At 40.6% G+C, this 13,448-nt stretch carries 13 protein-coding genes; 7 read left to right on the top strand and 6 right to left on the bottom strand.

Features of this window, described 5'->3' with window-relative positions; genetic code table 11:
* The first annotated feature begins 32 nt into the window (after nt 1-32).
* The 4 genes from CYP43_RS01095 to CYP43_RS01080 are packed head-to-tail and all read left to right on the top strand — an operon-like array spanning nt 33 to nt 2,994.
* A complete protein-coding gene (locus CYP43_RS01095; protein WP_021092521.1) occupies nt 33-1,055 on the top strand; it encodes a ribonucleotide-diphosphate reductase subunit beta in 1,023 nt (340 codons plus the stop codon).
* On the top strand, nt 1,042-1,533 hold the full coding sequence (locus CYP43_RS01090) for a hypothetical protein (RefSeq protein ID WP_180998620.1): 492 nt from the start codon (nt 1,042-1,044) through the stop codon (nt 1,531-1,533). Before CYP43_RS01095 ends, CYP43_RS01090 begins: the two co-directional genes overlap by 14 nt.
* Nucleotides 1,534-2,301: a carbon-nitrogen hydrolase family protein gene (locus CYP43_RS01085; RefSeq protein ID WP_103582185.1), complete on the top strand. Its 768-nt coding sequence runs from the start codon at nt 1,534-1,536 to the stop codon at nt 2,299-2,301.
* 60 nt (nt 2,302-2,361) lie between these two features.
* Complete coding sequence (locus CYP43_RS01080) at nt 2,362-2,994, top strand: protein-L-isoaspartate(D-aspartate) O-methyltransferase (RefSeq protein ID WP_072595253.1); 633 nt, start codon at nt 2,362-2,364, stop codon at nt 2,992-2,994.
* A gap of 35 nt (nt 2,995-3,029) precedes the next feature.
* Here the strand turns inward: CYP43_RS01080 and CYP43_RS01075 are convergent, their stop codons facing one another.
* The 6 genes from CYP43_RS01075 to CYP43_RS01055 form a co-directional block, all read right to left on the bottom strand.
* The gene (locus CYP43_RS01075) at nt 3,030-3,614 is read right to left on the bottom strand and encodes a hypothetical protein (protein ID WP_103582184.1); all 585 of its coding nucleotides are present in this window, start codon (nt 3,612-3,614) and stop codon (nt 3,030-3,032) included.
* A 261-nt stretch (nt 3,615-3,875) separates the two neighbouring features.
* Nucleotides 3,876-5,141: a TonB-dependent receptor domain-containing protein gene (locus tag CYP43_RS09420; protein WP_180998619.1), complete on the bottom strand. Its 1,266-nt coding sequence runs from the start codon at nt 5,139-5,141 to the stop codon at nt 3,876-3,878.
* A gap of 45 nt (nt 5,142-5,186) precedes the next feature.
* Entirely contained in the window at nt 5,187-5,873 is a 687-nt protein-coding gene (locus CYP43_RS09415; protein WP_180998618.1) for a TonB-dependent receptor plug domain-containing protein, read from the bottom strand.
* Nucleotides 5,874-6,099: 226 nt separating this feature from the next.
* Nucleotides 6,100-7,674, bottom strand: a complete 1,575-nt coding sequence (gene recJ, locus CYP43_RS01065) for a single-stranded-DNA-specific exonuclease RecJ (protein WP_103582183.1) — start codon at nt 7,672-7,674, stop codon at nt 6,100-6,102.
* Nucleotides 7,675-8,024: 350 nt separating this feature from the next.
* Complete coding sequence (locus tag CYP43_RS01060; protein ID WP_103582182.1) at nt 8,025-8,576, bottom strand: NAD(P)H-dependent oxidoreductase; 552 nt, start codon at nt 8,574-8,576, stop codon at nt 8,025-8,027.
* Between the two features lie 107 nt (nt 8,577-8,683).
* Complete coding sequence (locus CYP43_RS01055) at nt 8,684-10,318, bottom strand: CTP synthase (RefSeq protein WP_087578046.1); 1,635 nt, start codon at nt 10,316-10,318, stop codon at nt 8,684-8,686.
* Between the two features lie 125 nt (nt 10,319-10,443).
* Here CYP43_RS01055 and CYP43_RS01050 point away from each other — a divergent pair, with 125 nt between their 5' ends.
* The 3 genes from CYP43_RS01050 to CYP43_RS01040 are packed head-to-tail and all read left to right on the top strand — an operon-like array spanning nt 10,444 to nt 13,313.
* A complete protein-coding gene (locus CYP43_RS01050; RefSeq protein ID WP_021091886.1) occupies nt 10,444-10,659 on the top strand; it encodes a DUF4492 domain-containing protein in 216 nt (71 codons plus the stop codon).
* Nucleotide 10,660: 1 nt separating this feature from the next.
* The gene (locus CYP43_RS01045; protein WP_103582181.1) at nt 10,661-12,196 is read left to right on the top strand and encodes a cytochrome ubiquinol oxidase subunit I; all 1,536 of its coding nucleotides are present in this window, start codon (nt 10,661-10,663) and stop codon (nt 12,194-12,196) included.
* Nucleotides 12,189-13,313, top strand: coding sequence for a cytochrome d ubiquinol oxidase subunit II (locus tag CYP43_RS01040; protein ID WP_103582180.1), 1,125 nt, complete (start codon nt 12,189-12,191; stop codon nt 13,311-13,313). Before CYP43_RS01045 ends, CYP43_RS01040 begins: the two co-directional genes overlap by 8 nt.
* Nucleotides 13,314-13,448 lie beyond the last annotated feature (135 nt).

Here is a 13,448-nt window from a genome sequence, read left to right as displayed (position 1 = left end):
AGAAATTTTTACCACAAACAAGAGAGAAATTTATGAACAGAAAACGCATATACAACCCAAGTTCAAATGAAAATTTGACCGACAGAAGAGTCTTTAACGGCAACCCACACGGCATTTTAAATTTCACCAAGGCAAAATACGAGTGGGCGTTAAAGCTTTGGGACCTCATGGAGGCAAACACCTGGTTTCCAAAAGAGGTCGACACCACAGACGACGTGCGAGACTACGCCTACAACCTCACAGAGGCCGAAAAACGCATGTATGATCTAGTTTGGAGCCAGCTCATCTCGATGGATAGCTTCCAGACAAACAACCTAGCCGATAACATCAACCCTTACATCACCGCACCAGAGATCAACGCCGTACTAAGCCGCCAAGCCTACGAAGAGGCAAACCACTCCAAGTCCTACGCCGTCATGGTCGAAGCGATCTGTGACAATACCGACCTCATCTACGAGATGGAGAAGCACGACGACGTCTTGCGTGAGAAAAATGACTACATCTCAAGCGTATACGAGGAGCTTGCAGGTGAAGTAACTGACGAGAAGCTACTTCTTGCGATGGTTGCAAACCAAATTTTAGAGGGCATCTACTTTTACAGCGGCTTTACAGCGATCTACGCTCTAGCACGTGCTGGCAAGATGCTAGGCTCAGCTCAAATGATCCGCTTCATCCAACGCGACGAGATCACGCACCTGCTTCTATTTCAAAACATGATAAATTCAGTCCGCAAAGAAAGACCCGATCTCTTTACGCCTGAAACTGAGGCAAAAATTTATGATATGTTTGAAAAAGCTGGAAATTTAGAGATAAAATGGGGCAAATACATCACCCAAAACCAGATAATGGGCTTTACTGATGATATCATCGAGCAGTATATCCACTACCTCATCGATCAACGTCTAGTTGCGATCGGTCTAAAACGCAAATACAACGTCACTCACCCGATCAAATGGGTCGATGACTTTGCGAAATTTAACGACCAAAAGTCAAATTTCTTTGAAGCAAAGGTGACAAACTACAGCAAGGGAAGCATTAGCTTTGATGACTTTTAAAAATGGAATTTTAGCCCTTGTCTGCGTGCTTTTTGTGGGGTGTGCTAGCAGCAATCAAAGGATAATTGATCAAGCAAATAAAAATAATCTCGAAAATTTCTACGCCTACAAGCTTGTCAAGGTAAAAGAGACAAGCCAAGCAGAAATCTATCAAGAGATGCCAAACGGCGAAATTGCACCAAGTTTCGCACCGCTAGGATCTGTGCTAGGAAATGACGTGATGCTTGGCATAAACAAACAGTGTGGCTTTGAAGCAAAAGACCTAAAAGAGGTAAGAGTGGTTTCACATGATGAGGCTAGAGGTCTTGCCTTCGAGATCTGGGTTTTTAATGACCCACTCTCCCAGAGAGATGATAAAATCACAGCTATAAGCGTTATTTTAAAAGCCACACCAAACATCGGTGGTACGGATATAAACTGCAAAATTCCAAAAGACTGCCACGACGAAAAACCTATGACATTTGTATTTGGAAAATAAATGAGCGAAAATTTAAACCTAATAAGCCTAACATTAAAGGCAAAAAATGCAACCGATCGCCTAGAAGAGCTTGCAAATTTAGTTGAAGCTGCGCCTGAAAATTCGCTCCTGCTTGCAAGCGAGCTTTGCATAAGCGGCTATGACTTTGACGGTTTTTTTGCAGGGACGAACAAAGCGATGCTTGGTGGTATGATAGGTAGCTTTGATGCGATGCTACTTGAGCGCTTGCAAGAGGCGCTTAGCCCAGATAAATTTCTTGGTTTTACGCACCTTAGCAGCCTAAACAAAAGCGCAGGACTCGCTAAAATTTCAAATCTAAATCCACACCAGCCAAAAATTTATAACGAATTTTTGCTTCTTAACTCAAATAATGTCTTTCATTCACAATTTAAAGCCGAACTTTTTAGGCCAAATTTAGAGCATGAAATTTTTGCCGCTGGCGATGTGAGCGATATAAATGCATTTGATTTTAGAGGGCTAAAGCTTGGCGTGCTAATATGCTTTGAACTACGCGATAGCACACTTTGGGCAAAGCTAAAAGGATGTGATATCATCATGGTGCCAGCCATGTGGGGCAAGGCTAGAGAGGATGCTTATCTTAGCCTTTGCAAGGCTCTAGCTATCGCAAACAACTGCTATGTCATGATCTCAAGCTCTCTTGCATTAGAAGTTGCTGGGGTATTTTTACCAAATGGCACACTTGTTAAAGAGATGATTTTTGATGCAAATTTAATAAAAGAGATCAAGACAAATTTAGGGATTTTATAAATTTTAAGATAAGTTTTAAATCGTATAATAACGATTTAATTTTTATTTAGGATATAAATTTTGACTCAACTAGAAGCGATAAAATGCCAAAATTTGGCTAGCGATATAGCCGATGAGATCACGTTAAGCCCACTTTTGTTCGATGCGATAGCTACCACTGAGCGTGAAATTTTTGTACCAATCACTGCGCATGCTTATAAGCTCGATGCTCAGCCGATACTGGGCAATCAGTGGATCAGCTCACCGCTAACTGTGGCAAAGATGACAATGGCGCTAGAGTGCGAGAATATGGATAACATCCTAGAAATAGGCTGCGGTAGTGGCTATCAAGCAGCGATTTTAAGCAAACTTGCACATAGAATTTTTAGCGTCGAGCGAATAGAGAAACTAGCCATGGAGGCGAAAAAACGCTTCGAGGCACTAAAAATAAAAAACGTGCATGTAAGATATGATGACGGCAACAATGGCTGGCGAAGCTACGCACCATTTGATCGTATCCTGCTCTCGGCAGCTGCTGATGAGATCTCGCCAAATTTATTTAAGCAGCTTAAAAATGGTGGAATTTTAGTAGCTCCAATGAAAAAAGATGGCAAGCAATTTATCGCTAAATTTAAAAAAGATAAAGATGGAAATTTAGAAAAAGAGTACTTAGATGAGTGCCTTTTTGTGCCACTTCTTGAAGGTAGAGAGTAGCCCAAAATAAGGCAAAGCCTAGCCTTGCCTAAATGTTAGAATCTATAAGTATAGCCTGTATAAATTCCTATAGTCGTATCTCTTAGCTGAGCTCCGCTATTTTTCTTATAAAAAGTCTTATCAGCTTTTAAGCCAAACTCGATCGCGTTATGTTCGTCAAATGAGTAGATGCCGCCCGCTTTTGCGCCAACTAGTAAGCCTTTGAAATTTTTCTTACTTGTTTCGTTATTAAATCTCTCTCTAACGCTCAAGTAGCCAAGGCCTGTGTATCCGCCAAGAACGGCTTTAAAATTTTCAGTGATGCTTGGCGTATAATCAACGCCGCCTAAAAATTTATGCTTACTCCATTTTGCATCTGATTCACCAGCATTTTTCCTAGCTTTAAAGTCATAATAATAACCGCCATAAGCTCTATAGCTGTCAAAATCATAACCGCCATAAAAGCCAAGACCATAATGACCTTTTTTGAAGTTATTTTTCTCACTACTTGCTATGTTTTTTGTTTTGATTTTTGAGTTAAACGAATAATCACCTTCGCCGCCGACAAATGCACCTTGAGCTAGTGCTGCTGAGCTTACCAAAGCTAGAATCAAGCTTGATTTTACAAGTAAATTTTTCATACCTCTCCTTTAAAAAATTTCTGAGATTTTACATCTAAGCTTTTAATCTATATAAAATTTAAATTTAATAAAGCCCTATTTTAATCATCCTTTGGCTTTAAAATTTAATAAGAAATTTTATACCAAGTGCCAATTTATTACTAATAGTAAATATAGCAAGCGTGAGTATTATTAAGAAGATAAGAGTAAAAATACTTAAATTTGGCACAGCTCTAGGGCAAATCCTAAGCCCATAGCCATGCAAATTTATTAAGTTACGCCCTAAAAATGTACCTTAAATTTCGCCCAAAAGCTTCTACCTGGCTCATAAAGCCTCGTGCCGTTCGGGATAGTCTCGTAGCCTGCGATACCGCCGCCGTAGCCGCCTTTTGAGTTATGATAGGCGTATTTGGCGTCGTTTAGATTTTCCGCCGCTAGCAAAAATTGATAATTTTTATATTTATAGCCCGCGCTTAGTCCTAGCGTCCAGAAGCTATCGCTCTTGCCCAGGTCCATACCGCCCACGTCGCCGTAGCCTTTTTGCGCGCGGTTTTGCGATGCGTTAGCGTAGAAGTCGGCTTTGACGAACCAGTCTGGCTTTTCTAGGCCGGCGCTTAGTTTAAACGTTAGAGGAGAAACCTTAGGCAGTGCATCGCCGTCTTTTAAGCCGCCCGCGTTTTTAGTCACCTTGCCGTAGACGTAGGATACACCCGCCCCTAGCCTAAATATATCGGCTAGTAGCGTATCGCCCTCGATCTCACCGCCGTATAGTAAGGCATCGGTATTAAATACGTTTGATGACATACCCATAGGGTTATACTTTATCATTATGTAATCATCCATCTTCGAGACAAAGAAATTCGCGTTTAGCTCGTAGTTTTTGTCTTTTAGCACGGTGCCAAAGTCTAGTTGAGTGTTTCTTTCTTTATTTAGCTTAAGATCTGGGTCTTTATTCGTTTCCCAGTGATCCGGTAACCTTTGCGCGTGACCTAGTCCTGCGTAGAGCGTTAAATTTTGTAGATATTTCTCGTATCTAAAAAACCCTGAGAATAAATTTTCTTTCCTGCTCTTATGCGTTTTTAGCAGTTTTCTCTCGCCCGCGTCCAGCCTAAGTCCGCCAAAAAGCCCGTAGTCGTTTTCAAGGACGTATTCGTTTTGAGTGTATATCGTTTTATACGTTACCTTGCGCTCTTTTACGTGCGGCTTTGATACGGCGGCATCCATTTCGGCTTTAGACACGCCGGCTCTGCCCGTTCCGGCGCCTCGCCATTTAAAGGAGTCTTGCGAATAACCGGCGCCGATGAAGCTGGTTAGATTATCGAAATTTAACTCGCCTTCTAGCTTAAAGCCGTACATATCGCGTATCGGGTGACTGATGCTGTATCCCTTGCCGCGCCCCGTGCCCGGCACCACCGGACGCATGGTGAAGTTGTCCATTATGTGATCGATTTGATGATAGTATGAGCTTAGCCTAATCTTGTGCTCGCCGACGTCTTGTTCAAATTTGAGTCCGAAAGACTTACGGTCAAACTGTATGCCGTCCCTCATCCTATCGGCATACGCCGCTTCGCCCTCCCCCAGATCCGCACTTAACTACAATGCGGTAGTTTCCGTAGGCGTTAGCGTACCCACGAGAGAGACGCTGTTGCGTTTATAGTGCGTATGCATTTTCTGCCCGCCGCCGCTTTTATAATCGCCGCTCTCGTAGTGTCCGCCGGAAACCTCTATGCTGCCCAGCTCGTTGCCCGCCACTACGTCCGCGGTAGTTTCAAACCGCTTAAAACTGCCGCCCAGCACGCTTACGTTTCCTCCGAAGCTCGGTTTTGACAGCCTTGCTATCTCTCTATCGAAAAATATGCCGCCGCTAATGAGCGCGCCGTATCTGACGTCTTGCGGGCCTTTTACGATACGAACCGAGCTGTAGTTTTGCGCCGAGATGTAGGTGATGGGCGTATCCATGCGCATACCGCAACCGCCGTTTAGCGTGCTACCGTCGATTAGCACCGGCAGTCTAGCCGCCGTCTGCGAACGATAATAAACCTCGCTGCCGCCTCCACCCTTGCGCTCCATCGTAAAGCCGCTCAAATTTAAAAGCGATTTAGCGATGTCGCCGTTTTCTAGTATCGCGCCTTTGCCTACTATTTGAGCCTTTGTCGGTTCGTCAAGAACGGACTTTTGTATCTTTGCAGAAACGGTAACCGGAGCCAAGTCTATCGTTTCTTCAGCACCAAGCATTAAATTTGATACTAAAGCAAATGCTAAAACGTAAGAAATTTTCATGTTTAGTCCTATGAAATTAATATTTAAAATTAAAATTAAAGCAAAAATGAACTTAAATAAAGTATAAATATTTATATAACATTAATTTTACAATACAGAAATTTGACTCAAATAGTATTATTTTAGTTGGACTGCATTAAATATATAAAGAAACGATTTTGGTGAATTAAAACCGAAGAAATCTCGGTTTTATTAAAATTTTAGCATTATAAAACCGAGATAAAATTTATAAAATCTCTTTTATGAGTAGCTGTGGAGTAACAAGTCCGCGGAATGAATTTTTTGATATACAAAAGATAATATCTATCATCTCGCCAACTCTAGCATGTTTTGTAAAGTTAAAAAATAGAGCCTCAAGTGTTTTATTATCCTTTTGCAAGATGAGCTTTAAGTGATTTTGATCTCTTCCTATAAGTCTTTCATTTTTAACAAGAGCATTTTTTATCTTAAAGACTGGGCGAGGGTTTTTCTGCCCGTATGGCTCATAAAATTCTAAAATTTCAAGCAGCTCAAAGTCTATCTCGCTTGGCATTATATCGCCAAGTAGCTCGTCCGAGCTTTTGCACTCTTGCATATTTAGGCATGAGCAACTTTTATTTATTGCTTCTTTAAATTTCACCAAATTTTCAGGCGCAAGCGTAAGTCCAGCCGCTCCTTTGTGACCGCCGTAGCTTGTTAGTAAATTTTCGTGGCTTGCTATGAGAGATAAGATATCAAGCTTGCCAATGCTTCTAGCACTACCTTTTGCACGACCTTTATCGATACTAAAGACGATAGCTGGCTTTGCAAAGTGCTTTGCAAGGCGGCTTGCTACGATACCTATCACACCCTCATGCCACTGCTCTCCCCAAGTGATAATGACTTCATCATCTTCTTTTACGTCCTTTAGCGAGCACTCAAAGAGTTGGCGCTCTTCCTCTTTTCTGGAGTTGTTAAATTCAATGATCGTATCAAGGTAGTTGTAAGCTTCCTCGATACTTTTAGCACGTAAAAAGTCAAATGAATTCATCGCATCGTCCATGCGTCCGGCTGAATTTATAAGTGGAGCTATAAGAAAGCTAATATCATCACACTCAAATTTTTCCTTACCATAAAACTCTTTTATAGCGTGAAATGCAGAACGCTTAGACGCATTTAACTTACAAATGCCAAGACGAACAAGCATTCTATTCATATCTCTTAGCTCCATCATATCAGCGATTATCGCGATAGCTAAAAGCTCTAGAAATTTGCTCATATCGTAATTTAGCCCAAAAACATCCTTTAACGCTCCAACCAAATACCAAGCAACCTCAGCACCACAAATTTCGATATTTGGGAAGTTGCAGTCTTCTTGTTTTGGATTGATGATCGCATAAGCTTCTGGGAGAACAGCTGGAGGCATGTGATGATCAGTGATAATAAGATCGATGCCTTTTTCTTTACAGATAATGGCTGCATCGTTTGCAGAGATACCGTTATCAACGGTGATAATCAAGCTTACATCAGCTGAGAGTTCGTCTATTATCTCAGGATTTAGCCCATATCCATCTTTAAATCTATTTGGAATTTTTACTAGGTAGTCTTTCACACCAAGATCATCAAAAAACTCGGCCAAAATTACGCTCGAAACAACACCATCAACATCATAATCGCCCACAATGGCTATGCGCTCGTTTTTCTCGATCGCTTCTTTTATGCGGTTAGCACCTTTGTAGATATCTTTTAAGGCACTTGGTGTCGGAATTTCACTAATTTTTTTATGTATGTCGTTACAAAATCTATGCGCTAGTAAATTCCTTATGTCCTCTTTATTTAGCATGGTTTTGGCAAGAATTTTTGAATAACTTGCCAACTTTATTTAATGCCACTTGTTCACTTGAATTTACACCCATATTGCCAAAAATTTGGCTATAAAAATACTTCTTTTTCATCGCAATCTTTCGTCTTTATTTTGAATGCTTGGATTATATCTTTTTGAAATTTAATTTCTTATAATTTTAAATGAAAGTAAGATTTTAGGGCTCATAGCAAGCTTAAAAGCTTTGTTAAATTGATAGTCTTTACAAATTTAACCCGCTAAAAATAGTAAGTATTAGCAAAAATTTATACAATTAAATTTATAAATTTTAAATGGTTTATGCCATAAAGCTTAAACCATTTTTATAAAATTTATTCCAAATTTCTCAAAAACTCCGCGTATTCTCTGGCACCGCGCTCTAAATCATCCTGGCTTGATACGTAATCCACACCCGGAGTCTCCTCGGCGCCGTAAAATGCGAAAAAGTCGCGGTAATCGGCGTGAAAATAGTATTTAAACGCAAGCTCAAAGGGCGTAAGAACCTCACGCAAGCTAAAATGATAGCGTCCTTGCGGGCAGTAGTCGCTCTTTTTGATGCCTGCGGTCACGGCTAGCGCTACCTTGCGCCCCGCTATGCCGTCTGAACCGCGTCCGTAGGCAAAGCCATGCGTCATCACCGCGTCGATCCACGATTTTAAAATCGGAGGGCAGGAGAAGTTGTGAAGCGGAAACTGCAAAACGAGGGCGTCGTGGGCTCTGATGAGCTCTTGCTCGCGTGCAGCGTCGATGTTGCCACCCCCATAAACCTGCGTCAAATCATGAACACTAAAGCGCTGCGGCTCTTTGAGAGCCTCTTGTAGCAGGCGTTTGTTTATGACCGAGTTTTGGATGTTAGGGTGTGCTAAGATGATTAAAGTTTTCATTTTTCTCCTTAAAAAATTTATAGAAAGAAGTGGGATTTATTTGATAAATAATTTAATAAAAACAGCAAAATTTTTAAAAGAATTTTTAGAGCCAGATGGCTCTAAATTTAAGATTTGACGTTTTCCAAACTTGCCTTTATAAAGCCTAATATCACAGGATTTGGTTTAGTTAGACGGCTAGTAAATTCAGGATGGCACTGCACGCCTACAAACCATGGATGGCCTTTTAGCTCGATAGCCTCTATCAGCCCATCGCTCTCGCCACTTACTAAAAGACCATTTTTCTCAAAAATTTCTTTATATTTTGGATTTGCCTCGTAGCGGTGGCGGTGGCGCTCTTTTACACTCTTTGCATTGCCATAAATTTCAGCTAAAAGTGTCTTTGGTTTGATGTCGCAGTTATATGCTCCAAGCCTCATCGTGCCGCCAAGTGGGCTTGTGTGCGTTCTTATCTGTTTTTTGCCGTGAGCGTCAATGAAGCTATCTATTAGGTAGATGATAGGGTTTTTACACTCTTTGTCAAATTCCATAGAATTTGCATCTTCTAAGCCCAAAACATCCCTTGCAAACTCAATGAGTGCTAGCTGCATACCAAGGCAAATTCCAAGATAAGGGATCTTATTTTCACGAGCAAATTTTATAGCCTGCATCTTGCCTAAAACGCCTCTTTCGCCAAAGCCACCAGCGACTAAGATACCATCTACGTCTTTTAAAAGCTCATTTACATTGTTCTCTTCTATCTTTTCACTATCTATCCAGCGTAAATTTACCCTAGCATCCAAATTTGCTCCAGCGTGGATAATGCCCTCAGTTAGGCTTTTGTAGCTCTCTTTTAGATCGATGTATTTACCCACAAATGCTATTGTAGTTTCATTTGTTGGAGCGATTATCCTTTTTACTAGGCTATCCCACTTTGCCATATCTGGTTTTAGCTCATTAAAGCCTAAATTTTCAGCGATCGGCGTTAATATATCTTGCTTTAAAAATGAAAGCGGAATTTGATAGATACTTGCGCTGTCTAAGCTTTCTATGACGCAGTTTTTCTCCACACCACAGCTTGCTGCTATCTTATCTTTTAGCTCACGGTTTAGTGGCATTTCAGATCTGCAGATGATGATGTCTGGTGTTATGCCTATACGTCTTAGCTCGCCTACGCTATGCTGGGTTGGCTTTGTTTTTAGCTCACCAGCTACTTTGATAAATGGCACGAGAGTTAGGTGGATATTTAGTGCTCTTTTTTTGCCAACTTCCACTCTTAGCGCTCTTATCGCCTCTAAAAATGGTAATCCCTCGATGTCGCCAACGGTTCCGCCGATCTCAACGATTAGGACATCTTTGCCCTCGCCTGCTTTTTTGATGCGATCAACTATCTCGCCAACAATGTGAGGGATCACTTGTATAGTCTTTCCAAGGTAATCGCCTCTTCGCTCTTTTTCGATCACTGAGCTATAAACTCTACCGGTTGTGAAGTTATTATCTTGACTTAGGCTCTCATCTAAAAATCTCTCATAATGTCCCAAATCCAAATCTGTCTCTGCCCCATCGTCTGTGACAAAAACTTCGCCGTGTTCTAACGGGCTCATCGTGCCAGGATCTACGTTGATATATGGATCAGCTTTTAAAACACTTACTTTTAAGCCGGAATTTTTTAAAAGAGTCGCGATAGACGCAGCTGCGATGCCTTTTCCAAGTGAGCTTAAAACGCCACCTGTGATAAAAATGTACTTCGTCTCTTTTGCCATTAAATTTCCTTAAATTTATTTATTTTTTAATTGCGGATTATACCCCTTAAATATTTAGTAAGGCATTAATCGTATAAATTTTAAAAATTATTCTTTAAGTCTTTTTGTTATAGACTTCAAAAACTATGATAAAAAACTACCTAAACATCATTGCCTCTTTATATATAGAGGGCTTTAAAAACATGAAAATAGGCAAAAAATTATGGCTTCTCATAATAATAAAGCTTATCATCATGTTTGGAATTTTAAAAGCCTTCATCTTTAACGAGACTCTAAATACCAAATTTCAAACCGACGAAGAAAAAAGCGAATTTGTAATTCGTAATTTAATAAAGGAATAAAATGTCTGAGATGGATTTTGTTGATTGGTCTAGGGCTCAGTTTGCGCTGACTGCCATTTACCACTTTTTGTTTGTCCCACTTACCTTGGGGCTAAGTTTTATCATTGCCATTATGGAGACGATATATGTCAAAACTGGCGATAAAGTCTGGCTTGAGATAACGAAATTTTGGCTAAAGCTCTTTGGTATAAATTTCGCTATCGGTGTAGCTACTGGCATCATCATGGAGTTTGAGTTTGGTACAAACTGGGCCAATTACAGCTGGTTTGTCGGCGATATCTTCGGCGCTCCTCTTGCGATAGAAGGTTTGCTCGCATTTTTCATGGAGAGTACATTTTTTGCCATTATGTTTTTTGGCTGGGAAAAGGTTAGCAAGAAATTTCACCTGCTTTCAACTTGGCTTGTCGCGATTGGTTCAAATTTAAGCGCGCTTTGGATCTTAATCGCAAATGGCTGGATGCAATACCCAATAGGCATGAAATTTAATCCAGATACTGCAAGAATGGAGATGGAAAATTTCTTTGAAGTCGCGCTAAATCCTCTTGGCATTAGCAAATTTTTGCACACAGTAACTAGCGGCTACACTATCTCGGCTCTTTTTGTGATAGGAATTTCTGCTTGGTTTTTAATCAAAAAACGCCACATCTTGCTAGCTAAAAAAAGTATCGTCGTTGCTAGCGCATTTGGCCTTATCACATCGGCATTTTTGTTACTTAGTGGCGATGAAAGCGCATATTTTGTAGCTCAAAAGCAGCCTATGAAGCTAGCAGCCATGGAGGGACTTTACAAGGGCGAGAAAAACGCTGGTCTAGTTGCTGCTGGTATTTTAAACCTAGCTAAAAAGCTTGGCGACGAGAGCGAGCCATTTTTGCTTGAGATAAAGGTGCCTTATGCACTTGGCATCATGGCAAACAGAGAGCTTGACTCATTTACGCCAGGTATAAATGACCTACTTTATGGTAATAGCGAGCACAATCTAATAAGCGTAGAAGAGAAGATGGCAAAGGGCAAAGTAGCTATCGAAGCTCTTAAAAACTACAAAGAGGCTAAAAAAGCAAATGATGAGAGCCTAATGAAAACTTCTCTTTCAAATTTAGAAAGTAACCTAAATTTCTTAGGATATGGCTATCTTAAGGACGCAAAAGACGCTGTGCCGCCAGTTGCACTTACATTTTATAGCTTTCACATCATGGTCGCTCTTGGCACTTACTTCATAGCTCTTTTTGCTATCACTCTTTATCTAAATCTCTCAAGAAAGTATAAATTTGAAAACATAAGAGCATTTTTGTGGATCTGCCTCTTTACCATACCGCTTGGCTATATAGCAGCTGAAGCTGGCTGGATAGTAGCAGAGGTCGGCCGTCAGCCATGGGTGATACAAGATCTCATGACCGTTGGCGTCGGAGCTACGAATTTAGCAGACTCAAATATCAAAATTTCATTTATATTATTTGCTGTTTTATTTACGGTCTTGCTAATTGCTGAGATCAAAATCATGCTTAAGCAAATAAAGATAGGATTTAACGACCATGCATAGTTTAAGCTTAGAAAATTTACAAATTTATTGGTGGTTTATAGTTAGCCTTCTTGGCGGACTTTTGGTATTTATGATGTTTGTTCAAGGTGGCCAGTCGCTCATCTTTAGCCTTGGCAAGGACGAGCTTAAAAAAGATATGCTCATAAATTCTATCGGTAGAAAATGGGAGCTTACATTTACAACGCTTGTTATGTTTGGAGGCGCGTGCTTTGCGGCGTTCCCGCTATTTTACGCTACTAGCTTTGGTGGTGCCTACTGGGTTTGGCTGGCTATTTTATTTTGCTTTATCATCCAAGCCGTAAGCTACGAGTACCGCAAAAAGCCTGATAACTTCTTAGGTGCTAGAACTTATGAAATTTTCCTTTTCATAAATGGCTCACTTGGCGTTATCCTTATTGGCATGGCGGTTAGTACATTCTTTAGCGGAAGCGACTTTGTGCTAAATGAGCACAACTTTGTCGAGTGGAAGACTCCATTTCGCGGTCTTGAAGCTTTGGCAAATCCTTACTTGTATTTACTTGGCATAGCGATGTTTTTCCTATCTCGCATAGGCGGATGCTTATATCTTATAAACAACATTGCTGATGGCGAATTTATACAAAACGCTAGAAAACAGCTACTTGTCAATACCGTGCTATTCTTGCCATTTTTCCTAGGATTTCTTGCTTGGGTGCTTACAAAAGATGGCTTTGCATACGACACAAATGGCGTAATTAGCCTTATGCCTTACAAATACGCTATAAATTTGATCGAGATGCCTATCGTTGGTATATTGCTTCTTGTTGGCGTTGTTTTGGTACTTGTTGGAATTTTCCAAGGGGCATTTACAAAAAGCATCCGTGGAATTTTTGCTTACGGCGTTGGCGTAACACTAGCTGTGACTGCGCTATTTTTGATAACAGGACTAAATGGCACAGCATTTTATCCGTCATTTAGCGACCTTGCTAGCTCGCTAACTATCAAAAATGCAAGCTCAAGCCACTACACACTTGGCGTTATGGCATATGTTAGCTTGCTAGTGCCAGTAGTGCTTGCCTATATCATCGTTGTTTGGCGAGCGATAGATAGCAAGAAGATCACACAAGATGAGATCAAAAATGATCATCACGCATACTAAGGATAAAAGATGCTAGAAGCAGGAATTTTTTTGATACTTTGGCCAGTGACGCTATTTGCTAGCTATAAATTTGTTCTCTTTTCTCTTAAGAAATTTGAGGCAAATAACTAAAATTTAGGGGCTTTTGCTCCTAAA

Origin of the sequence: Campylobacter concisus, from assembly GCF_002913045.1 — a bacterium.
Taxonomy (GTDB): domain Bacteria; phylum Campylobacterota; class Campylobacteria; order Campylobacterales; family Campylobacteraceae; genus Campylobacter_A; species Campylobacter_A concisus_AP.
Note: the sequence above shows the minus strand (reverse complement) of the source record. Positions and strands in the feature narration are given on the sequence as shown.

Coding starts and splice junctions, on each gene's coding strand:
- CYP43_RS01095 (WP_021092521.1), top strand. CDS start 33: ATGAACAGAAAACGCATATACAACCCAAGTTCAAATGAAAATTTGACC.
- CYP43_RS01085 (WP_103582185.1), top strand. CDS start 1,534: ATGAGCGAAAATTTAAACCTAATAAGCCTAACATTAAAGGCAAAAAAT.
- CYP43_RS01075 (WP_103582184.1), bottom strand. CDS start 3,614: ATGAAAAATTTACTTGTAAAATCAAGCTTGATTCTAGCTTTGGTAAGC.
- CYP43_RS09420 (WP_180998619.1), bottom strand. CDS start 5,141: ATGAGGGACGGCATACAGTTTGACCGTAAGTCTTTCGGACTCAAATTT.
- CYP43_RS09415 (WP_180998618.1), bottom strand. CDS start 5,873: ATGAAAATTTCTTACGTTTTAGCATTTGCTTTAGTATCAAATTTAATG.
- recJ (WP_103582183.1), bottom strand. CDS start 7,674: ATGCTAAATAAAGAGGACATAAGGAATTTACTAGCGCATAGATTTTGT.
- CYP43_RS01060 (WP_103582182.1), bottom strand. CDS start 8,576: ATGAAAACTTTAATCATCTTAGCACACCCTAACATCCAAAACTCGGTC.
- CYP43_RS01055 (WP_087578046.1), bottom strand. CDS start 10,318: ATGGCAAAAGAGACGAAGTACATTTTTATCACAGGTGGCGTTTTAAGC.
- CYP43_RS01050 (WP_021091886.1), top strand. CDS start 10,444: ATGATAAAAAACTACCTAAACATCATTGCCTCTTTATATATAGAGGGC.
- CYP43_RS01045 (WP_103582181.1), top strand. CDS start 10,661: ATGTCTGAGATGGATTTTGTTGATTGGTCTAGGGCTCAGTTTGCGCTG.
- CYP43_RS01040 (WP_103582180.1), top strand. CDS start 12,189: ATGCATAGTTTAAGCTTAGAAAATTTACAAATTTATTGGTGGTTTATA.